The sequence below is a fragment of the Kitasatospora sp. NPDC058046 genome (assembly GCF_042885595.1).
Lineage (GTDB): Bacteria > Actinomycetota > Actinomycetes > Streptomycetales > Streptomycetaceae > Kitasatospora.
This window is the reverse complement of record NZ_JBHVRS010000002.1, coordinates 757967-779044: the sequence shown is the minus strand read 5'-3', so window position 1 is coordinate 779044 and position 21078 is coordinate 757967. Positions and strand designations below refer to the sequence as shown.

The 21078-nt window shown below is 72.9% G+C and carries 13 protein-coding genes and 2 pseudogenes; 1 reads left to right on the top strand and 14 read right to left on the bottom strand.

Annotation, left to right across the window (positions count from 1 at the left end; all coding sequences use genetic code 11):
* Positions 1-105 precede the first annotated feature (105 nt).
* The 4 genes from ilvC to ACFVU7_RS07750 form a co-directional block, all read right to left on the bottom strand.
* A complete protein-coding gene (gene ilvC, locus ACFVU7_RS07765; RefSeq protein WP_049657948.1) occupies positions 106-1104 on the bottom strand; it encodes a ketol-acid reductoisomerase in 999 nt (332 codons plus the stop codon).
* Between the two features lie 110 nt (positions 1105-1214).
* Positions 1215-1739 (bottom strand): acetolactate synthase small subunit, encoded by a 525-nt coding sequence (gene ilvN / locus ACFVU7_RS07760; RefSeq protein ID WP_049657946.1) that lies wholly within the window; start codon positions 1737-1739, stop codon positions 1215-1217.
* A 32-nt stretch (positions 1740-1771) separates the two neighbouring features.
* A complete protein-coding gene (locus ACFVU7_RS07755; protein ID WP_049657944.1) occupies positions 1772-3625 on the bottom strand; it encodes an acetolactate synthase large subunit in 1854 nt (617 codons plus the stop codon).
* A gap of 330 nt (positions 3626-3955) precedes the next feature.
* Positions 3956-6964 carry an EAL domain-containing protein gene (locus tag ACFVU7_RS07750; RefSeq protein ID WP_388044638.1) on the bottom strand — a complete coding sequence of 1003 codons (3009 nt, stop codon included), beginning with the start codon at positions 6962-6964 and terminating at the stop codon, positions 3956-3958.
* 346 nt (positions 6965-7310) lie between these two features.
* Between ACFVU7_RS07750 and ACFVU7_RS07745 the strand changes: the two are divergent.
* Positions 7311-7538, top strand: a pseudogene (locus ACFVU7_RS07745) (hypothetical protein); the annotation flags it as partial.
* A gap of 34 nt (positions 7539-7572) precedes the next feature.
* Here ACFVU7_RS07745 and ACFVU7_RS07740 read toward each other — a convergent pair.
* From ACFVU7_RS07740 to ACFVU7_RS07695, 10 genes and pseudogenes are all read right to left on the bottom strand, one after another.
* Entirely contained in the window at positions 7573-10638 is a 3066-nt protein-coding gene (locus ACFVU7_RS07740) for an AAA family ATPase (RefSeq protein WP_388044627.1), read from the bottom strand.
* 152 nt (positions 10639-10790) lie between these two features.
* Positions 10791-10949: a hypothetical protein gene (locus tag ACFVU7_RS07735; protein WP_158077676.1), complete on the bottom strand. Its 159-nt coding sequence runs from the start codon at positions 10947-10949 to the stop codon at positions 10791-10793.
* Positions 10950-11198: 249 nt separating this feature from the next.
* Complete coding sequence (gatB, locus tag ACFVU7_RS07730) at positions 11199-12704, bottom strand: Asp-tRNA(Asn)/Glu-tRNA(Gln) amidotransferase subunit GatB (protein ID WP_049657772.1); 1506 nt, start codon at positions 12702-12704, stop codon at positions 11199-11201.
* 83 nt (positions 12705-12787) lie between these two features.
* Entirely contained in the window at positions 12788-13045 is a 258-nt protein-coding gene (locus ACFVU7_RS07725) for a hypothetical protein (protein WP_049657770.1), read from the bottom strand.
* Positions 13042-14535, bottom strand: coding sequence for an Asp-tRNA(Asn)/Glu-tRNA(Gln) amidotransferase subunit GatA (gene gatA, locus ACFVU7_RS07720; RefSeq protein ID WP_074001495.1), 1494 nt, complete (start codon positions 14533-14535; stop codon positions 13042-13044). The genes ACFVU7_RS07725 and gatA overlap by 4 nt, the downstream gene beginning before the upstream one ends.
* Before the next feature lie 5 nt (positions 14536-14540).
* The gene (gene gatC, locus ACFVU7_RS07715) at positions 14541-14837 is read right to left on the bottom strand and encodes an Asp-tRNA(Asn)/Glu-tRNA(Gln) amidotransferase subunit GatC (RefSeq protein ID WP_049657766.1); all 297 of its coding nucleotides are present in this window, start codon (positions 14835-14837) and stop codon (positions 14541-14543) included.
* 228 nt (positions 14838-15065) lie between these two features.
* Positions 15066-16865, bottom strand: coding sequence for a bifunctional diguanylate cyclase/phosphodiesterase (locus ACFVU7_RS07710; RefSeq protein WP_079271897.1), 1800 nt, complete (start codon positions 16863-16865; stop codon positions 15066-15068).
* 322 nt (positions 16866-17187) lie between these two features.
* Positions 17188-19476 carry an NAD-dependent DNA ligase LigA gene (ligA, locus tag ACFVU7_RS07705; RefSeq protein WP_387968354.1) on the bottom strand — a complete coding sequence of 763 codons (2289 nt, stop codon included), beginning with the start codon at positions 19474-19476 and terminating at the stop codon, positions 17188-17190.
* Positions 19477-19495: 19 nt separating this feature from the next.
* Positions 19496-20506 (bottom strand): methionine synthase, encoded by a 1011-nt coding sequence (locus ACFVU7_RS07700; RefSeq protein ID WP_234348454.1) that lies wholly within the window; start codon positions 20504-20506, stop codon positions 19496-19498.
* 78 nt (positions 20507-20584) lie between these two features.
* A pseudogene (locus ACFVU7_RS07695) lies at positions 20585-21078 on the bottom strand (hypothetical protein); the annotation flags it as partial.

Below are 21078 nucleotides of genomic sequence, written 5' to 3'. Positions count from 1 at the left end.
GCTGGGTAGCGGGCTGCTCCCGTCCGGCGAAATCACCCGGACGAGAGCAGCCTACTTGTACAAGGACGTTACAAATTCGGGGCCGGGGAAACGGCCCGGAAGGGGTCAGGCGTTCTCGTTGACCCAGCTCATCAGCGAGCGCAGCTTCTTGCCGGTGGTCTCCAGCAGGTGGTCCTCGTCGGCCTTCTTGTACTCGTTGTACTTGGGCAGGCCCGCCTTGTACTCGGCGATCCAGGTGTTGGCGAAGGTGCCGTCCTGGATCTCGGCGAGGACCTGCTTCATCGCGGCCTTGGTGTCCGCGGTGATGATCCGCGGGCCGGTGACGTAGTCGCCCCACTCGGCGGTCTCGGAGACCGACCAGCGCATCTTCTCCAGGCCGCCCTCGTACATCAGGTCGACGATGAGCTTCAGCTCGTGCAGGCACTCGAAGTAGGCGATCTCCGGCTGGTAGCCGGCCTCGACCAGGGTCTCGAACCCGGCCTTCACCAGGGCGGCGGTGCCACCGCAGAGGACGGCCTGCTCACCGAACAGGTCGGTCTCGGTCTCCTCGGTGAAGGTGGTCTTGATGACGCCGGCCTTGGTGGCGCCCAGGCCCTTGGCGTAGGACAGCGCCAGCTCGAAGGCCTTGCCCGAGGCGTCCTGCTCGACCGCGACGATCGCGGGGACGCCGCGGCCCTCCTCGTACTGGCGGCGGACCAGGTGGCCCGGGCCCTTCGGGGCGACCATGCAGACGTCGACGTCCGCCGGGGGCTTGATGAAGCCGAAGCGGATGTTCAGGCCGTGGCCGAAGAACAGGGCGTCGCCGGCCTTCAGGTGCGGGGCGATGTCGGCCTCGTAGACGTCGGCCTGGATCGGGTCCGGGACCAGGATCATGATGACGTCGGCCTCGGCCGCGGCCTCGGCCGGGGTGACGACGCGCAGGCCGGCCTCCTCCGCCTTGGCACGGGACTTGGACTCCGGCTTCAGGCCGACCCGGACGTCGGCGCCGGAGTCGCGCAGCGACAGCGCGTGGGCGTGGCCCTGGCTGCCGTAGCCGATGACCGCGACCTTGCGGCCCTGGATGATGGACAGGTCGGCGTCGTCTTCGTAGAACAGCTCGGCCACGGGGGCACATCTCCTTGCGTGATGGGGTCCGGGTACGCGGTGTTCACCGTATGCGCACGCGGTGTGGTGTGGGTCTTTGCTTCAGGGATTGAGACGCGGAGGCGCGCTGTTCACGCGCTGCGGTCCAGGGCGCGCAGCGAGCGGTCCGTGATGGAGCGCGCGCCGCGGCCGATGGCGACCAGGCCGGACTGGACCAACTCCTTGATGCCGTAAGGCTCCAGCATCCGGAGCATGGCCTCCAGCTTGTCCGAGCTGCCGGTGGCCTCGATGGTCACCGCTTCCGGCGACACGTCGACGGTCTTGGCACGGAACAGCTGGACGATCTCGACGATCTGCGACCGGGTCTCGTTGTCGGCGCGGACCTTCACCAGGACCAGTTCCCGCTGGATCGCAGCGGACTGGTCGAGTTCGACGATCTTTATCACGTTCACGAGCTTGTTGAGCTGCTTGGTGACCTGTTCCAGCGGGAGGTCCTCGACGTTGACCACGATCGTCATCCGGGACACGTCCGGATGCTCGGTCGAGCCGACGGCGAGGGAGTCGATGTTGAAACCCCGACGGGAGAACAGGGCGGCGATGCGGGCGAGCACGCCGGGCTTGTTCTCGACCAGGACGGAGAGGGTGTGCTTGGACATGGGATTCCTCAGTCGTTCTGGAGAGGGGGACATCAGTCGAGGTCGTCGCCGAAGTCGGGGCGCACGCCCTTGGCGAACTGGATCTCGTCGTTGCTGGTGCCGGCCGCGACCATCGGCCAGACCATGGCGTCCTGGTGGACGATGAAGTCGATGACGACCGGGCGGTCGTTGATCTCCATCGCCTGCCGGATGACCGCGTCGAGGTCCTCGGGGCGCTCGCAGCGCAGGCCCACGCAGCCCATCGCCTCGGACAGCTTGACGAAGTCGGGGATCCGGGTGCCCTGGGCCGGCGGCTCGATGCCGTCGTGGCCGGGGCCGGAGTGCAGCACGGTGTTGGAGTAGCGCTGGTTGTAGAACAGCGTCTGCCACTGCCGGACCATGCCCAGCGAGCCGTTGTTGATGACCGCGACCTTGATCGGGATGTCGTTCAGGGCGCAGGTGACCAGTTCCTGGTTGGTCATCTGGAAGCAGCCGTCGCCGTCGATCGCCCAGACCGCGCTCTCCGGGCGGCCGGCCTTGGCACCCATCGCCGCGGGGACGGCGTAGCCCATCGTCCCGGCGCCGCCCGAGTTGAGCCAGGTGCCCGGCTTCTCGAACCGGATGAACTGCGAGCTCCACATCTGGTGCTGGCCCACGCCCGCGGCGTAGATCGCCTCGGGGCCGACCAGCGTCCCGATCCGCTCGATGACCTGCTGCGGCGAGAGCCGCCCCTCCGGGGCCGGCTCGTAGCCGAGCGGGTAGGTCTTCTTCCACTCGTCGAGCCGCTCCCACCACTCGGTGTAGTCGCCCTTGTGGCCGGCGTCGAACTCGGCCTGGACGGCGACGATCAGGTCGGCGAGCACCTCGCGGGCGTCGCCGACGATCGGCACGTCCGCCGGGCGGTTCTTGCCGATCTCGGCCGGGTCGATGTCGGCGTGGACGACCTTGGCGTTGGGGGCGAAGCCGTCCAGCTTGCCGGTGACGCGGTCGTCGAAGCGGGCGCCGAGGGTGAACAGCAGGTCGGACTTCTGGAGCGCGGTGACGGCGGGGACGGAGCCGTGCATGCCGGGCATGCCCAGGTGCTGCGGGTGGCTGTCCGGGAACGCGCCGAGCGCCATCAGGGTGGTGACCACCGGGGCGCCGGTCAGCTCGGCGAGGATCCGCAGCTCGGCGGTGGCCCGCGCCTTGAGCACGCCGCCGCCGACGTACAGCACCGGCCGCTTGGCGCCGACCAGCATCTTCGCGGCCTCGCGGATCTGCTTGGCGTGCGGCTTGGTCACCGGGCGGTAGCCGGGCAGCGCGGTCTCGACCGGCCAGCGGAAGGTGGTGGTCGCCTGGAGCGCGTCCTTGGCGATGTCGACCAGGACCGGGCCGGGGCGGCCGGTGGCGGCGATGTGGAAGGCCTCGGCGATCACCCGGGGGATCTCGGCCGGGTCGGTGACCAGGTAGTTGTGCTTGGTGATCGGCATCGTGATGCCGCAGATGTCCGCCTCCTGGAAGGCGTCGGTGCCGATCGCCTTGGAGGAGACCTGGCCGGTGATCGCGACGACGGGCACCGAGTCCATGTAGGCGTCGGCGATCGGGGTGACCAGGTTGGTCGCACCCGGACCCGAGGTCGCCATGCAGACCCCGACCCGGCCGGTGGCCTGGGCGTAGCCGGTGGCGGCGTGGCCGGCGCCCTGCTCGTGCCGGACCAGGATGTGGCGCACCTTGACGGAGTCCATCAGGGGGTCGTACGCGGGAAGGATGGCGCCGCCCGGGATGCCGAAGACGGTGTCCGCGCCCACGGCCTCGAGGGAGCGGATGAGCGACTGGGCGCCGGTCATGGTCTCGACGACGTGCTGGGGAGCGGGAGCGTTGGCGGCCGGGTTGTCCCCGCGGCGGGGGGATGCGGCGTGCTCGGTCATCTGCCTGTCTCTTCTCGGGTTTTGCCGACCCGGTGCTGCGGGCCCCGTGCTGCGAGGGTGGGGTCCCGGTCCGGGTCGAGCGCCGGCTCTGCCTCAATCGTCCCGCTCGGTCCGACGGATCGGACGGGCCAGGGCGGTCGAGGCCAGGGGTCTTGCGGAGGTGGAACAGCGTCAGTGCAACAAAAAACCCCTCGTGCCCAAGGGCATGCGAGGGGTGGCGCGTCGGTCTGTCACGAGCAGGGCGTACGAGCCCACTCAGCCGACGCGCCCGCCAAGTACGAGAATTCGGGTGCGCATGGCAACGACCTTCCTCCCGTGCGGGGCGGCGTGTCAAGCAGGTGGGACGACCGTCTCGCCATGCGGACCACCCGGCGGGCCAGTAACGGCACGGTGTTCGGGCAGGTCAGAGCCGCCATGGTGATGTGCGCCACGCCCCGGCGCGGCGTCCGTCCGGCCGCTGCCGCGGCCACTCGTCCGGGTGTCCTCGGGGGCGGGCGGGCGGGTGTCGGCGGGCGGGTACGGGCGGCGGGCCGACAGCGGTCCGGCCGGGCCCGCCGGGGTGGAGACCGGGCCCGGCGGCGTGGCCAGCGGGCCGGTCGGGGTGGGCAGCGGGTAGCCGCGGCGGGCCAGCGCCCGGCGCAGCCGGGGCTCGTCCAGCGGCGGGGCGAAGGCCGAGCCCTGGGCCTGCCCGCAGCCCAGCTCCCGCAGCGCGGCGACCTGGCGGGGCAGGTCCACCCCCTCGGCGGCGGTGGTCATCCCGAGGTCGCGGCCGAGCCGCAGCGCGTGCCCGGCGAGGGTGCGGCTGAGCGGGGACTCGCCGAGGTCCTGGACGAGCGTGCGGTCCAGCTTGAGCCCGTCCAGCGGCAGCCGGGCGAGCGCGCCGAGCGAGCCGCCGCCCGCGCCGTACCCGGCCAGCCAGGTGGAGACGCCGAGCCCGCGCAGGGCGGAGAGCCGGCGGCCGAGTTCGTCGGCGAGCGAGTCCGGGCCCATCCGGGCCACCTCGATGACCAGTTCGTCGGCGGGCAGCCCGCTGTCGCGCAGCGCCGAGGCCACCGTCTCGTACAGGCCGGGCGAGCAGAGCCGCTCCACCGAGAGCCTGACGGCCACCGGGACGGGCTCCGGCGTGCCGCGGCCCCTGCCGCCGGGCAGGCCGCGCCGCTCGACGGCCGCGCTGACCGCCTCCAGGACCAGCCAGCGGGAGAACCGGGTGGCCGCGTCGCCGTGCTCGGCCGAGCGCAGGAACTCGGCCGGGGTGAGCAGCAGGCCGCCCACCGAGCGCCAGCGGGCCTGCGCCTCGACGCCGGTCACCGCGCCGCTGCCGAGGTCCACCACGGGCTGGTGGAGCAGGGTGAAGCCGCCCTCCCGGACGGCCAGCCGCAGCCGCTCCTCCAGCTCGGTGCGGCGCTCCAGGTCGGCCCGCATCGCGGGGGTGTAGAGCACCACCCGGCCCTTGCCCTCGGACTTGGCCCGGTACATCGCCAGGTCGGCGTTGCGCATCAGCTCGTCGGCCGCGGTTCTGGGGTCGGCCGCCGGGCCGCGTTCGGGGGTGCCGAAGGCGATGCCGATGCTGGCGGCGACGCCGAGTTCGGCGCCGCCGATCCAGTACGGCTCGGAGAGGGCGAGGCGCAGCCGCTCGGCCAGCTCCTGGACCTGGAGGCGGCCGAGCGGGCCGCAGACCAGCGCGGCGAACTCGTCGCCGCCGAACCGGGCGACGGTGTCCCCGCAGCGGACGGCGCTCTGCAGCCGGCGGGCCGCCTGCACCAGCAGTTCGTCGCCGACCTGGTGCCCGGCGGTGTCGTTGACCGCCTTGAAGCCGTCCAGGTCGATGAAGAGCACCGCGATCCCGGCGCCCGTCCCGCCCTGCTGGCCACGGGCACCGAGGGCGGCCCGCAGCCGCTGGGTGAACAGCGCCCGGTTGGGCAGGTCGGTGAGCGGGTCGTGGAAGGCGTTGTGCTGCAACTGGGCCTGGAGCATGACGCGTTCGGTGACGTCCCGGCTGTTGAGCAGCAGGCCGTCGCGGTGTCTGCTGACGGTCGACTCGACGTACAGCCACTCGCCGGCGCCGGAGCTGATCCGGCACTCGACCCGGGCGGAGGGCTCGGCGGTGCCGGGGCTGCGGTGGGTGGTGAGCCGGACCCTGGCGAGGTAGCGGCGGACCTCGGAGAGCACCCGGCCGACGTCCTCGGGGTGGACCAGGTCCAGCAGGTTGCCGCCGACCAGTTCCTCCGGGTCCCGCCCGTAGACGCCGAGCGCGGCCGGGGAGACGTAGGAGAGCACGCCGTTGGCGCCGGCGATCATGATGACGTCGCTGGAGCCCTGCACCAGCGAGCGGAAGTGCGCCTCCTTGTGGGCGAGTTCCTGCGCCAGCGACAGGTTGTCGAGCAGCATGACGCCCTGCCGGAGGATCAGCGCCAGCCCGACGGTGCAGGCGGCCGCGGCCACCACCCGGTCCAACTCCCGTCCGCCGAGGGCGTTGTAGAGAATGCCCGCGGTGCAGACCGCGGCGGCCGCGTACGGGGTCAGCGCGCTGAAGGTGGTGGCCACCCGGCGGTGCGGCAGGCCGCCGGCCGAGGGGTGGTCGCGCAGCGGACGGCGCCAGCGCGGCGACCACGGCGCCCAGCCCAGCAGCAGGCTGCCGGCGAACCAGCCGGCGTCCAGCAGTTCGCCCGAGTGGTAGCTGCTGCGCAGCTCCGGGGAGGTGAACAGGGCGTCGCAGGTGACGGTGACGGCGAGGGCCAGCATCGCGGTGTGCACCGCCGCCCGGTTGCCGTCCCGGCCGCCGAAGCGCAGCCCGACCACCAGGCTGACCAGCAGGATGTCCAGCACCGGGTAGGCCAGGTTGAGGGCCAGGCGCAGCGGTGAGCCGTCCTCGCCGGCCGCGATCCGGCCGAGCGCCAGGCTCCAGCTGAGGGTGAACAGCGAGCCGGCGATCAGCCAGCCGTCGAGCAGCAGGCAGAGCCAGCCGGCCGCCGTGCGCGGGTGCTGGGCGAGCACCAGGACGCCGGTGATGGCGAGCGGGGCGAACAGCAGGAAGGCGTACTCGGCGAGCGAGTCCCGGGGCAGCGGGGTGCGCACGACCAGCTCGTACCAGCCCCAGGTGCCGTTGCCGAAGGCGACCATGAGCGAGGAGAGGCCGAACAGCAGCCAGGCCGGGCGGGCGTGGCCGCCGACCGTGCAGCCGTACACCAGGCAGGACAGCGCGGCCGCCAGGGCCGCCGCGGCCAACCCGAAGTCGCCCATGAAGACGGACAGTTGGTGCGATCCCCAGCCGGCGGCGGCGCCGGTGGCGTAGGCCACGCAGAGCGCGGCCAGGGCGAACCCGGGCAGCGTACGGCCCACCCCGGGCCGGTACAGCGGGCCGCGGCGGGCGGGTGCGGGCACGTCGGCGGCGGACGTGTCGGTGTGCGGTGCGTCCGGCCGTCCGGTTCCGGGCAGCACCGTTTCGGTGGAGCTCACTCGGCCTCTCCCCCTCCGGCCCGGGGCCTCGCGCCCCGGCCACGGGCCACCGGCCGCGCACCTGTCGGACGTACGCGGTGGCCTGGCGCCCCGTCAGGACGGTGGCCCAGGGGGTGGGCGGCCTGCCGGCCGCCGCACCGTACCGATGCTCCCAAAATGGACCCTACACCAATCCCGTCACTCAATGACACGCACACTCAACTTAGAGTAATGGCGAAAGAGTGGGGAAATGCCCCTGATTCCTATGGATCGGCCCGGTTGGCGGCGGCGCGCGGGCAGGGGCTCACGCGGCGCGCACGGGAGCACGCGGCGGCGCCCGAACACCGGTGCCAGGGTGGACGATCCGTGCTGCCGGGGCGCACGGACAGCGGACCCGGACCGGCCGGGGCCGGTCCGGGTCCGTCGTGGCGCCCAGTTCAGTGGGGCCCTGCTCAGCGGGGCCCTGCTCAGCGGGGCCCTGCTCAGTGGAGTCCTGCTCAGCGGGGCCCTGCTCAGTGGCCCGAGGGGGCCAGGTCCTCCGGGAACAGCCGCAGCCGGTGCGCCAGTGCGGCCGCCTCGCCCCGGCCGCCGACCCCGAGCTTGCCGAGGATGTTGGAGACGTGCACGCTCGCGGTCTTCGGAGAGATGTACAGCTCCTCGGCGATCTGCCGGTTGGTCCAGCCACGCGCGAGCAGCCGGAGCACGTCCCGCTCCCGGGGGGTGAGGTTGAAGGAGTCCCCCGCGGCCTGGGCCGGAACCGCGGCCGTCCCCCCGCCCGCCCGGCCGGCCGTCCGCCTGGCCGGGGCGAGGCTCAGCCCGGCCCGCTCGGCCAGCGCGGCGATCTGCCCGCCGAGCAGCCGGTCGCCCCGGGCGGCCGCCAGTTCGGCCGCCTCGCGCAGCAGTTCGGCGGCGGCCTCGCGCCGGCCGGCCTGCACCTCGGCCTCGCCGGCCCGCAGCAGGGCGAGCGCCAGCGGGAACGGCAGGCCGGTCGGCCGCAGCGCCTCGACGGCGGCGGCCCACCCCTGCGGGGTGTCCGCGCCCTCGGCGCGGGCCAGTTCGGCCTCCAGCAGCCGGGCCCAGCCGTGGTGCAGCGGCGCCCGGGGCCGCAGTGCGGCGGCGGCCGCGGCGATCGCGGCCAGCGCCCCGGCCCGGCCCGCCTCGGCCTGCGGCAGGCCCCGGCTGTCCGCCTCCACCGCGGCGGCCTCGGCCAGCAGCGGGTAGACGTCGGACTCGTGGCCGAGCCGGCCGTCCTCCTCCAGCGCGGCGAGCAGTTCGGCCCGGGCCTCCAGCGGCCGGCCGCCGAGCGCCGCGAGCCGCACCGCCAGCCGGCTGATCGGCACGCTGTGCTGGACCTGGCCGACCCGGTTGGCCGACCGGGCCTGCGCCAGCATGGTGCCCGCGGTGGCCAGGTCCCCCTTGAGCAGGGCGAGTTCGCCGCGCATCCGGTCCAGGAACTCGGCGTGGGTGCCGGTCGGGCTGGCCGCCTCGTAGCCGACCAGCACCTCGGTGGCCTCCCGGGCCCGCCCGAGGTCGGCGAGCGCCTCGACCAGGTTGCCGGTCAGGATGGCGCCGATGTTGCGCAGCAGGCCGTTGCCGTTCGCGTACTCCAGGCCCTCCCGGGCCAGTCGGACCGCGTCCTCGGGGTGCCCGAGTCCGCGCTGCATGCTGGCCAGGTTGTTGATGCCGCGCAGCAGCAGGTCGGGCACGCCCAGCCGGCGGGCCCGTTCGACCGCCCCGGCGAGCTCGGCCAGCCCGCCCTCGGCGTCGCCCTGGACGTCGTAGCGCAGGCCGCCGAGGGTCATCCGGGCGTGCACCTCGACCGAGTGCGCGCCCACCTCCTCGGCGATCCGGATCGCCCGCTCGGCCAGCTCGATCGCCGCCGGGGTGGGCTTCTTGAGCATCGCCGTCCCGGCGCCGAGCGCGAGCACCTCGGCCTGGACCGCGGTCGGCGGCAGGTGCTCCACCAGCCGCAGCGCGTTCGCGATCTCCTCCTCGTCGCCGGAGCGGCGCAGACTGCCCAGCATCCGGGCCCGGTTGATCCGGAACCAGGCCGCGCGCACCGGGTGCTCGGCCTCGTCGACCAGCCGCAGCCCGCGCTTGGCCAGGCTCAGGCCGCGCTCGCGGTCGCCGCAGCGCCGGGCCGCGACCACCGCCTCGGCCAGCACGTCGACCAGCTGGATCCGGTCGCAGTCCCCGTCCGCGGTGCTGTGGTCGCAGGAGCCGGGCGGGTAGGTCTCGGCCCAGTCGTACGGGCGCAGGGTGTGCGCCAGCACCTCCTCGGAGACCAGGTCCCACAGCTCCAGGGCGCGTTCCAGCATGCCGAGCTGCTCGGCGAAGGCGTTGCGGCGGCGGGCCGCGCGGGCGGCGTCCAGGGCCGTCGGCAGGGCGCGGGCCGGATCGTGCGCGTGGTACCAGTAGTTGGCCAGCCGGGCGGCCAGCGCGTCACCGGGGACCAGCTGCGGCTGGGCCTCCACCGCGAGCGCGAACCTGCGGTTGATCCGGTGCCGTTCGCCGGGCAGCAGGTCGTCCGAGACCGCCTCGCGGACCAGCGCGTGGCGGAACCGGTAGCCCTCGCCCTCGCTGTCCGGGCGCAGGATGTTGGCGCCGACGGCCGCCCGCAGCGCCTCGATCAGCGCCTCCTCGTCGTCGTCCAGGACGGCGGCCAGCAGGGCGTGTTCGACGTGCGAGCCGCCCTCGGCGGCGATCCGCACCACCCGCTGGGCCTCCTCGTCCAGGCCCTCGACCCGTACCAGCAGGATGTCCCGCAGCGAGTCGGTCAGCCCGGCGCCGAAGCCGTCCTCGAAGGCGGTGGCCAGCTCCTCGACGAAGAACGGGTTCCCCTCCGAACGGCGGTGGATGCGGTCCACCAGCTGGCGGTCGGGGACGGTGGTGCCGAGGATGCCGGCCAGCTGGGCGGCCACCTCGCGGCGGTCGAACCGCGCCAGCTCCAGCCGCTGGACGGTGCGCAGCCGTTCGAGCTCGGCCAGGAAGGGGCGCAGCGGGTGCCGGCGGTGCAGGTCGTCGGTGCGGTAGGTGGCGACCAGCAGCACCCGGGAGCGGTGCAGGGTGCGCACCAGGAAGGCGAGCAGCTCGCGGGTGGAGCGGTCGGACCAGTGCAGGTCCTCGACGGCGAGGACGAGGGTACGCTCCGCGCCGAGCCGTTCGAACAGCCTCGCGGTGTGCTCGAACAGCCGGGCCCGGCTGTACTCGTCGTTGGGTTCGCCGTCCACCTCGCCGAACTCGGAGAGCAGCAGGGCGAGATGGCTCTCGCTGCCGGCCGCGGCGGCCTCCAGTTCGGCGCCCAGCGAGCGGTGCAGCCGGCGCAGCGCGGCGGCCAGCGGCGCGTACGGCAGGCCCTCGGCGCCGACCTCCAGACAGCTGCCGAGCGAGGTGACCGCCCCCTGGGCGGCGGCCCGCTCCAGGAACTCCTCCAGCAGCCGGGTCTTGCCGACCCCCGCCTCGCCGCCGATCAGGACGGACTGCGGGCTGCCGGTGCCCGCGCGGCGCAGCGCGTCGGTCAGCTCGGTGATCTCGCTTCCGCGGCCGACGAAGACGGGGCTGACCGATGTGTGCTGCATGGAGGCGAGCATGCCATAGCCGGTGGGGCCCGGCCGAGGGGTTATCTCCCCTGGCGAACGGGTCGAAGGGCCCGAACGCCCGGAGGGGGAGACGCTCACTCGCAGCGTCTCCCCCTCCGGAGTTCCTTCGGCACCGTCGTGGTGCCGCACCGTCAGCATTCGGGCCGACGCACGGGGCGCCGCTGGAAGCGGGCGGCCACCGGGCGCTGCCGCAGGCGGCGGGCCTCCTTGGCCTCGCGCACCAGGCGCTCGTGCTCGGCGCGGGCCACGAGCTCGTGGGCCTGTTGCTGGAAGGTCTGGTACTCGATCATTTCCGGTTCCCCCTCGGGTTTTCCACTGCGTCCTGCTGACAGGTAAGAGCTTCCTCCGCCAGTGGGGGGTGCCGCATCGGGAGCCTGCCGCATCTTCCGGGGCCCGGATGCCTTAGATCGGGCGCAGATCGGGCGTCAGAAAAGGTTTAAGGCCCCGCCTCACCCAGATACATAGGTGAGGCGGGGCCTTAGGCCTTACTTAGAGGGCCTTAGATGCCTTAGACGCCTTAGGAAGGAAGGGCTGACGACCTAGGCTGCGCCCAGACGCTCCAGGATCAGGTCCTTCACGCGGGCGGCGTCGGCCTGGCCGCGGGTGGCCTTCATGACCGCGCCGACCAGCGCGCCCACGGCCTGGACCTTGCCGTCGCGGATCTTGGCGGCGATCCCCTCGTTCTCGGCGATGGCCTGGTCGACGGCGGCACCCAGCGCGGAGTCGTCCGAGACCACGGCCAGGCCGCGCTTCTCGACGATCGCGTCCGGCTCGCCCTCGCCGGCCAGCACGGCCTCGATGACCTGGCGGGCCAGCTTGTCGTTCAGCTTGCCCTCGGCGACCAGCGCGGCGACCCGGGCGACCTGCGCCGGGGTGATCGGCTGCTCGCTCAGCTCGGTGCCGGTCTCGTTGGCGCGGCGCGCCAGCTCGCCCATCCACCACTTGCGGGCCTGGTCGGCCGGGGCACCGGCCGCGATGGTCTCCTGGATCGGGCCCACCGCACCGGCGTTGAGCACCGACTGCATGTCCTTGTCGGACAGGTCCCACTCGGCCTGGAGCCGGGCGCGGCGCACCCGCGGCAGCTCGGGCAGGGCGGCGCGCAGCTCCTCGACCCACGCGCGGGCGGGGGCCACCGGCACCAGGTCCGGCTCGGGGAAGTAGCGGTAGTCCTCGGCGTTGTCCTTGATCCGGCCCGAGGTGGTGGAGCCGTCCTCCTCGTGGAAGTGGCGGGTCTCCTGGACGATGGTGCCGCCGTCGGTCAGCACGGTGGCGTGGCGCCGGATCTCGAACCGGGCGGCCCGCTCCACGCTGCGCAGCGAGTTGACGTTCTTGGTCTCCGAGCGGGTGCCGAAGGTCTCGGTGCCGTTCGGGCGCAGCGACAGGTTGACGTCGCAGCGCATCTGGCCCTTGTCCATCCGGGCCTCGGAGACGTCGAGCGAGCGGATCACCTCGCGCAGCTCGGCGACGTACGCCTTGGCGACCTCGGGGGCGCGCTCGCCGGCGCCCTCGATCGGCTTGGTGACGATCTCGATCAGCGGGATGCCGGCCCGGTTGTAGTCGAGCAGCGAGTGGGTGGCGCCGTGGATGCGGCCGGTGGCCCCGCCGACGTGGCTGGACTTGCCGGTGTCCTCCTCCATGTGGGCGCGCTCGATCTCCACCCGGAAGGTCGAGCCGTCCTCCAGCTGCACGTCGAGGTAGCCGTTGAAGGCGATCGGCTCGTCGTACTGCGAGGTCTGGAAGTTCTTGGGCATGTCCGGGTAGAAGTAGTTCTTCCGCGCGAACCGGCACCACTCGGCGATCTCGCAGTTCAGCGCCAGGCCGATCTTGACCGCCGACTCCACGCCGACCGCGTTGACCACCGGCAGCGAGCCCGGCAGGCCCAGGCAGGTCGGGCAGGTCTGGCTGTTCGGCTCGGCACCCAGCTCGGTCGAGCAACCGCAGAACATCTTGGTCTTGGTACCCAGCTCGACGTGGACCTCAAGGCCCATCACCGGGTCGTACGACGCGAGAGCGTCCTCGTAGGAGACCAGGTTCATGACGCTCACAGCGTCCCTTCTCACTTGAAGCTTGGGAGGTACGGGCCCGGCCGCCGCGTCGCGCGGGGCCGGGCCTGGGCGCTTGACTCAGCTCAGCCCAGCAGCACGTCGTCGGAGCCCAGCTGACGCAGCTCGCGCACCAGCAGGGCGGTGCCGGTGACCAGCGCGGCCGCGCCGACCAGGGCGTTGACCAGCTTGAGGGTGTCGCTCTCCTCGCGGGCCTTGCGGACGTCCTTGACGACGGAGATCGCGCCGAACGCGCTGGTGCCGATGGACAGCCACAGGCCGGGCTTGGAGTGCTTGAAGCCCTTCAGCGAGCCGGAGCCCTTGGCCTTCTCGATCTTGCTCACAGTGCCGGTGCCTCCTCCAGCAGGGTGTGCCCCCACTTGTCGTTGAGTGCGGCCTCGACGGCGCCGCCCACGCGGTACAGGCGGTCGTCCGCCATCGCGGGTGCGATGATCTGGAGGCCGACCGGGAGATTGTCCTCCGGGGCCAGGCCGACCGGCAGCGACATGGCCGCGTTGCCCGCCAGGTTCGACGGAATCGTGCACAGGTCGGCCAGGTACATCGCCATCGGGTCGTCGGCGCGCTCGCCGATCGGGAAGGCGGTGGTCGGCGTGGTCGGCGAGACCAGGACGTCCACGCCCGCGAAGGCCGCGTCGAAGTCGCGCGAGATGAGCGTGCGGACCTTCTGGGCCGAGCCGTAGTAGGCGTCGTAGTAGCCCGAGGACAGCGCGTAGGTGCCCAGGATGATGCGGCGCTTGACCTCGGGGCCGAAGCCGGCCTCGCGGGTCAGGGCGGTGACCTCCTCGGCCGAGCGGCTGCCGTCGTCGCCGACCCGCAGGCCGTAGCGCATCGCGTCGAAGCGGGCCAGGTTGGAGGAGCACTCGCTGGGCGCGATCAGGTAGTACGCCGGCAGCGCCAGGGTGAACGACGGGCAGGAGACCTCGACGACCTCGGCGCCCAGCTCGCGCAGCAGCTCCACCGACTCGTTGAAGCGCTGCATGACGCCGGCCTGGTAGCCCTCGCCGGCGAACTCCTTGACGACGCCGATCCGCATGCCGCGGATGTCGCGCATCTTGGCGGCCTCGACGACGGCCGGGACGGGCGCGTCGATCGAGGTGGAGTCCAGCGGGTCGTGGCCGGCGATGGCCTCGTGCAGCAGGGCCGCGTCCAGCACGGTGCGGGCGCACGGGCCGCCCTGGTCCAGGCTGCTGGAGAAGGCGACCAGGCCGTAGCGGGACACCGAGCCGTAGGTCGGCTTGACGCCGACGGTGCCGGTGACGGCGCCGGGCTGGCGGATCGAGCCGCCGGTGTCGGTGCCGATCGCCAGCGGGGCCTCGAAGGCGGCCAGCGCGGCGGCCGAACCGCCGCCGGAGCCGCCGGGGATGCGGGAGAGGTCCCACGGGTTGCCGGTCACGCCGTACGCGGAGTTCTCGGTGGAGGAGCCCATCGCGAACTCGTCCATGTTGGTCTTGCCGAGGATGACCACGTCAGCGTCCTTGAGACGGCTGGTCAGCGTGGCGTCGTACGGCGGGATCCAGCCCTCGAGCATCTTCGAACCACAGGTGGTCGGGATGCCCTTGGTGGTGAAGACGTCCTTGAGCGCGAGCGGGACGCCGGCCAGCGGGCCCAGCTCCTCGCCCTTGGCGCGCTTGTCGTCCACGGCCTTGGCCGCGGCCAGCGCGCCCTCGGTGTCGACGTGCAGGAAGGCGTTGACCTTCTTGTCGACGGCTCCGATGCGGTCCAGGTGGGCCTGCGCGACCTCGACGGCGGACACCTCGCCCTTGGCGATGGCGCTCGCGGTCTCGGCGGCGGTGTAGCGGATCAGCTCGGTCATATCGGTCAGTCCTCCCCGAGGATCTGCGGCACACGGAAACGCTGCTCCTCGGAGGCGGGGGCGCCGGACAGCGCCTGCTCCGGGGTGAGCGACGGCCGCACCTCGTCCGCGCGCATGACGTTGGTCAGCGGCAGCGGGTGGGAGGTCGGCGGGACGTCCTGTCCGGCGACCTCGGAAACGCGGGCGACCGCGCCGATGATCACGTCGAGCTGCTCGGCGAAGTGGTCCAGCTCTTCGGGCTTCAGCTCAAGACGCGACAGCCGGGCGAGGTGGGCGACCTCCTCGCGCGTGATGCCAGGCATGCAGCGATCCTCAGGGTGAGTTCTGGTGAGACCCGGCGGTGCCTTGCGGGCGGAGCCGGGCCCGGGCAGGAGCAGCCGGGTTCGGCACTCCGTCCTCGTGGTCTTTGGACCCCATCCTATGGGGCCCGTCCCCTACCCCGGCCAACGAGTGATCCGCGGCGGCCGTCGCCGACACCTGTCACGCCCGTCGCCGGCTCCCGTCGCGGCCCGGCGGCGGCGTCCGGCGGGCTACTGCGGCCGGGTGCGGGCCCAGCCCTGCGGCTTGATCTCCCGGTGCGCGGCCTGCACCACCTGGGCCACCGGCGGCAGCGTGGGCGGGATGACCGGCGGCCGGACCGGCGGGAGCGTCGTCGGCGGCAGCGCCGGCGGCCTGGCCGCCGGGCCGATCGGCTTGGCGCCCTGGGCCGGCTGGAAGCCGGCGTGCAGCTGGGGCGGCAGGCCGAGCCGCTCCACCGGCGGGGCGCCGGTGCGGTGCACCCGCAGCCAGGCGGTGGCCTGCTCGGCCGGCAGCGCGGCCGACACCAGCCAGCCCTGGACGGCGTCCACGCCCATGCAGTGCAGCCGCTCCCAGGTCTCGTCGTCCTCGACGCCCTCGGCGACCACGGTCAGGCCCAGCGAGTGGGCGAGCTCCACCGAGCAGCGCACCACCGCCGCGTCGTGGTCGTCGGCGACCATCCGGGAGACGAAGGAGCGGTCGATCTTCAGCTCGCCGACCGGCAGGCTGCGCAGCCGCACCAGCGAGGAGTGCCCGGTGCCGAAGTCGTCCAGGGACATCCCGACGCCGTAGCCGCGCAGTTCGGCCAGGGTGTCGGCGGCCCGCCGGGAGTCGTCCAGCAGCAGCCGCTCGGTGATCTCCAGCTGGAGCGCGTGGGCCGGCACCTGGTGGCGGACGAGGTGGCCGGCCACCCGCTGGGCGAAGCCGGGGTTGAGCACGTCGCGCGGCGAGACGTTGACCGCGACCTGCACCTGGAGGCCCTGCTCGCGCCAGTAGGCGAGCTGGCCGACGGCCGCCTCCAGCACGTAGTCGGTGAGCCGCGGCATCAGGCCGCTGGACTCGGCGAGCCCGACGAACTCGTCCGGCGAGACCTTCCCCTGGCCGGGCCGCTCCCAGCGCAGCAGCGCCTCCAGGCCGACCACCCGGCCGTCGAAGGCCACCTTCGGCTGGTAGTGCAGCTGCACCTCGCCGGTCTCCAGCGCCCGGCGCAGGTCCCCCAACAGCCCGATCCGGTACGGCGTGTCGGCGTCCTGGGTCTCGTCGTACTGGGCGACGCCGCAGCAGCCGCGCTGGGCGTGGCCCATCGCGACGTCGGCCCGGCGCAGCAGCGACTCGGCGTCCTGGGCGTGCTGCGGGTAGACGCAGACGCCGCCGCTGGCCTCCAGGACGAGCAGCAGCCCGTCCAGCCGGATCGGGGCGGCAAGTTCGGCGATCAGCGCCTTGGCGACCCGCTCCAGGCTGTCCGGGCAGTTGATGCCGGGCAGCAGGACGGCGAACTCGTCGCCGCCCATCCGGGCCACCATCGGGCGGCCGCGGCGGTAGTGCCGGGGCAGGCCGGCGAAGACGTCGTCGATGGACTCCCGGGTGGCGCTGCCGGCCGGGCCGCCGGAGCGCAGGGCCCGGTGCAGCCGGCGGGCGATGTGAACCAGCAGCCGGTCGCCGGCCGTATGACCGAGTGTGTCGTTGAGCGATCGGAAGCGATCGAGGTCGAGCAGGATGAGACCGACGCTGTACCCCTGCTCACACTCCGCAATCGCCTCCTGGGCGGCCAGCAGCAGGGCCTGACGGTTCGGCAGATCTGTCAGCGGGTCGGTCAGTTGGTCGCGGGCGCGGTCCCGGGCGATCCGCCAGGCCGCCACCAGCACCGCCAGGGGCACGGCGAACAGCGGCAGCAACTCGGGTTCGTACCGGTAGACCAGGACGGCCAGCGGGATGAGCGGCGCGGCTCCGGCCAGCAGCACGCCGAGCAGCAGGACCGCACCCGCCACCCCCTGCGGCGGGCGTGTGGGCGCACCGCCGGTCGTACGATCCATAAGCCCTGTCCTCCGTCGGGCCCGCCCCGTCAGGCCGCCTTACGGTGAGGCACCGTGCCGGTACCGACAGCTGCCGGGCATGGAGCGACCCCGTGGAACTCCGGTCCAGCCGGCGCCCCCACCCCTGCTGACACTCTGTTGCGCTCCAGGGTATGCCGGGGTCCACCCGGTGGGCAGACTTTCGGACAACCGGAAACGCGCCACCGCGCCCGGGTGCCGCACAGTGACACAATGCCCGCTTTCACGGTGCGGCACCCGGTGACGTTGCATCAGGACGATAACAACACCGATCCGGTCATCAGCCGATCGGGGCGGCTCCGGATCAGTCCTCGACAGTCTCCCCCGCCGCCTCTCCGGCCTCCTCGGGCTCCGGAAGCCCCAGGTGGGCACGGGCGGCGGACGGTCCGTCGGCGAGCAGGACGGTGAACCCGGCGTCGTCCAGGACCGGCAGGCCGAGCTGAACAGCCTTGTCGTACTTGGACCCTGGGTTGTCACCAGCGACCACAAAATCGGTCTTTTTCGAAACCGAACCGGTCACCTTCGCTCCGCGCGAGGTCAGCGCCTCCTTGGCGCCGTCCCGGGTGTGGCCGGCCAGCGTGCCCGTCACCACCACGGTCAGCCCCTCCAGCGGGCGCTCCGCCTCCTCCTCGTCCGCGAACTCCTCGGTGAAGCGGACGCCGTCCGCCTCCCAGTTCCGGAGGACCTCCTTGTGCCACTCCTCCGCGTACCACTCCTGGATCGAGCGGGCGATCGTCGGACCGACCCCCTCGACGGCCGCCAGCTGCTCCTCGCTCGCCTCGAAGATCTTCGTCAGGTCGCGGAACTCCCGGGCCAGCGCCTGCGCGGCGACCGGGCCGACGTGCCGGATCGACAGGCCGTTGACGAACCGCCACAGCGGCCGCTGCTTCGCCGCCTCCAGGTTGTCGATCAGGGCCTGCAGCGACTTCTTCGGCTCGCCCTTGGTGGTGGCGAAGAAGAAGACCTCCTTCTCCTTGCCCGTCTTGTCGTCCAGCTTCGGCATGCCCGTCTTCGGGTCCCGGACCAGCACCTTGATCGGCAGCAGCTTCTCCCGCGTCAGCCGGAAGATGTCGGCCTCGTTGCGCACCGGCGCCTCGGCCGGCTCCAGCGGCTGGGTCAGCGCGGTGGCCGCGACGTAGCCCAGCCCCTCCACGTCCAGGCACTGCCGCCCCCCGAGGAAGGCGATCCGCTCCCGGATCTGGGCCGGGCAGCGCTCCGCGTTCGGGCAGCGCAGATCGATGTCCCCCTCGGCCATCGGCCGCAGCTCACTGCCGCACTCCGGGCAGTGCGAGGGCATCACGAAGGCCTGCTCGGTGCCGTCCCGCAGGTCGTACACCGGGCCGAGGATCTCCGGGATGACGTCGCCCGCCTTGCGCAGCACCACGGTGTCCCCGAGCAGCACGTCCTTGGCCTTGACGATCTCCTGGTTGTGCAGCGTCGCGTACTGCACCATCGAACCGGCCACCTTCACCGGCTCGGCCAGCACCGCGTACGGGGTGGCCCGGCCGGTGCGGCCGATGCCGACCTTGATCTCCGCCAGCCGGCCGGTGACCTCCTCCGGCGGGTACTTCCAGGCGATCGCCCAGCGCGGCGACTTGGAGGTGGCGCCGAGCCGGCCCTGCAGGGCGATCTCGTCCACCTTCACCACGACGCCGTCGATCTCGTGCTCGACCGAGTGCCGCTGCTCGCCGAAGTGCTTGATGAACGCCCGCACCTCGGCGAGCGTCCCCACCACCCTGTTGTGCCGGGCCGTGGGCAGGCCCCAGTCGTGCAGCAGCCGGTAGGCGTGCGACTGGTTGTCGATGTCGAAGCCGACCCGGGCGCCGATGCCGTGCACCACCATGTGCAGCGGGCGGGAGGCGGTGACGTGCGGGTCCTTCTGGCGCAGCGAACCGGCGGCGGCGTTGCGGGGGTTCATGAACAGCCGGATCATCGCCCGGGGCCGCTTGCCCTCCCTGGCGCGCTCCTCGTTCTCCTGCCGGCGCCGCTCGTTCTCCTCCGCGAAGGAGGCGTTGAGCGCGTCGAACTCCTCCGTCGGGAAGTAGACCTCGCCGCGGATCTCCACCAGCTCCGGGACGTTCTCGCCCTTGAGCCGGTGCGGGATCTCCTTGATGGTGCGGACGTTCGCGGTGATGTCCTCGCCGACCCGGCCGTCGCCGCGCGTCGCCGCCTGCGTCAACTGCCCGTTCTCGTAGGTGAGGTTGACGGCCAGGCCGTCCACCTTCAGCTCGCACAGGTAGTGGTAGTCGATGCCGTGCAGTTCGGTGGCGACCCGCTCCGCCCAGGCCGCCAGCTCCTCGTCGTCCATCGCGTTGTCCAGGCTGAGCAGCCGCTCACGGTGCTCGACCTCGGCGAACAGCACGGTGGGGGCGCCGCCGACCCGCTGCGTCGGCGAGTCCGGGGTGACCAGGGCCGGGTGCTCGGCCTCGATCCCCTCCAGCTCCCGCATCAGCACGTCGAACTCGGCGTCGCTGACGACCGGCGCGTCCTGCTCGTAGTACCGGGCCCGGTGGTCGGTGATCTCCGCCGCCAGCTCGGCGTGCCGCCTGCGCACCTCCGCCGGGACGTCCTCCCAGCCCTCGACAGCCGTCACCGCAAGCCCTCCTACGTTCTCATTCCGGGTTGTCCACCAGGCTCTGTGCCGCCCGCGCCGCGGACGACAGCGCCCTGCGCGCGTACGCCGGGGAGGCCCCGGCCAGCCCGCAGGTCGGCGTCACCAGCACGCGACGGCCCAGCAGCTCCGGGGCGAACCCGAGCCTGCGCCACAAGGTCCTGACACCCTGGACACTACCGGCAGGGTCGGACACTGCCTGGTCAGTGGCGGGGACGACACCAGCGAGGATCATCGTGCCGCCCTCCACCGCCTCGCCGAGGTCGTCGTCCTGGCGCTCGGTGAGGAGGGAGAAGTCCAGCGAGATCCCGGCGACCCCGGCCCGGCGCAGCAGCGGGACCGGGACGTCCGGCGCGCAGGAGTGCACGACGACCGGCGCGTCCAGACCCCCGACCACCTCGCGCAGCACCTCCTCGGCGACCTGCCGGTCGACCGAGCGCAGCCGCTGGAAACCGCTCGCGGTCTTCACCGACCCCGACAGCACGGCCGGCAGCGAGGGCTCGTCGAGCTGGAGGACCACCTCGGCGCCGGGCACCCGCCTGCGGACGTCCGCGAGGTGGCGGCGCAGGCCCTCGGTCAGCGAGCCGGCGATGTCCCGGCAGGCACCGGGGTCGGAGAGCGCCTTCTCCCCGTGCTTGAGCTCGATGCTCGCCGCCAGCGTCCACGGGCCGACGGCCTGGACCTTGACCGCCCCCTGGTAGCCCTGGGTGAACTCCTCCAGCGCGTCCAGGTCCTCGCCGAGCCAGGAATGGGCGCGCCGGGTGTCCCGGCCCGGACGGTCGGTGAACCGCCAGCCGCTCGGCTCGGTCTGCGCGAACAGCTCGACCAGCAGGCCGGCGCCGCGGCCGATCATGTCCGCGCCCGGCCCGCGCGCGGGCAGCTCGGGCAGGAACGGCAGGTGCTCCAGTGCCCCGGTGGAGGTCTTGGCGGCCTCCCGGGCGTCGGTACCGGGCAGCGAACCGACACCGGTGGCGGCGCCACGCAGGTCGGGGAAGGGATGTGGGGTGCTCACCCGCCCGAGCCTACTCAGCCGGACGGCCCCGGCGCCGAGCACGGGGCTCGGCACCGGGGCCGTCGGGGTGGGGCGGGGTCAGTACGACTGGTAGCCGAACAGGTCGACGATCAGGTGCAGCGGAGCACCGCTCGCGTTGTAGAACGACACCTTGCCGTCCTTGACCGGGACGACCACCTGGTTGGGGATCGTCTCGCCCGGCAGGAAGTTCAGGTTCGAGGCGTTCGGCGCCGCGTCCCCGTGCGGGAAGACGGTCAGGTGCCCGTCGGTGCCCGGCTCGGTGACCGTCACGTTCAGGGTCACCGCCGCGGCGTTCGGGATCTCGCCGACCGGGACGTCCGCCGTGCCCCAGGCCGGGACGGTGGCCGCCGGGCGGACGCCCGACTCCCAGTAGGTGTCCTGGCGGGTGTCGAGGACCCGGATCGGGCCGGCCGGGCGGTAGCTGACCTTGCCCTCGGTGGCGTAGTAGCCGGCGAGGTCGGCGACCAGGTGCACCGTGCCGCCGGAGGCGTTGTGGAAGGACACCTTGCCGTCCACCACCGGCACCGTCACCAGGTTCGAAACCGTACGCC

Bases quoted from the DNA above. Each gene is read 5' to 3' on its own strand.
- gatC (WP_049657766.1), bottom strand. From the start codon at position 14,837: ATGCCTGGCATCACGCGCGAGGAGGTCGCCCACCTCGCCCGGCTGTCG.
- gatA (WP_074001495.1), bottom strand. From the start codon at position 14,535: ATGACCGAGCTGATCCGCTACACCGCCGCCGAGACCGCGAGCGCCATC.
- ACFVU7_RS07735 (WP_158077676.1), bottom strand. From the start codon at position 10,949: ATGATCGAGTACCAGACCTTCCAGCAACAGGCCCACGAGCTCGTGGCC.
- ilvN (WP_049657946.1), bottom strand. From the start codon at position 1,739: ATGTCCAAGCACACCCTCTCCGTCCTGGTCGAGAACAAGCCCGGCGTG.
- ACFVU7_RS07755 (WP_049657944.1), bottom strand. From the start codon at position 3,625: ATGACCGAGCACGCCGCATCCCCCCGCCGCGGGGACAACCCGGCCGCC.
- ACFVU7_RS07710 (WP_079271897.1), bottom strand. From the start codon at position 16,865: ATGGATCGTACGACCGGCGGTGCGCCCACACGCCCGCCGCAGGGGGTG.
- ACFVU7_RS07740 (WP_388044627.1), bottom strand. From the start codon at position 10,638: ATGCAGCACACATCGGTCAGCCCCGTCTTCGTCGGCCGCGGAAGCGAG.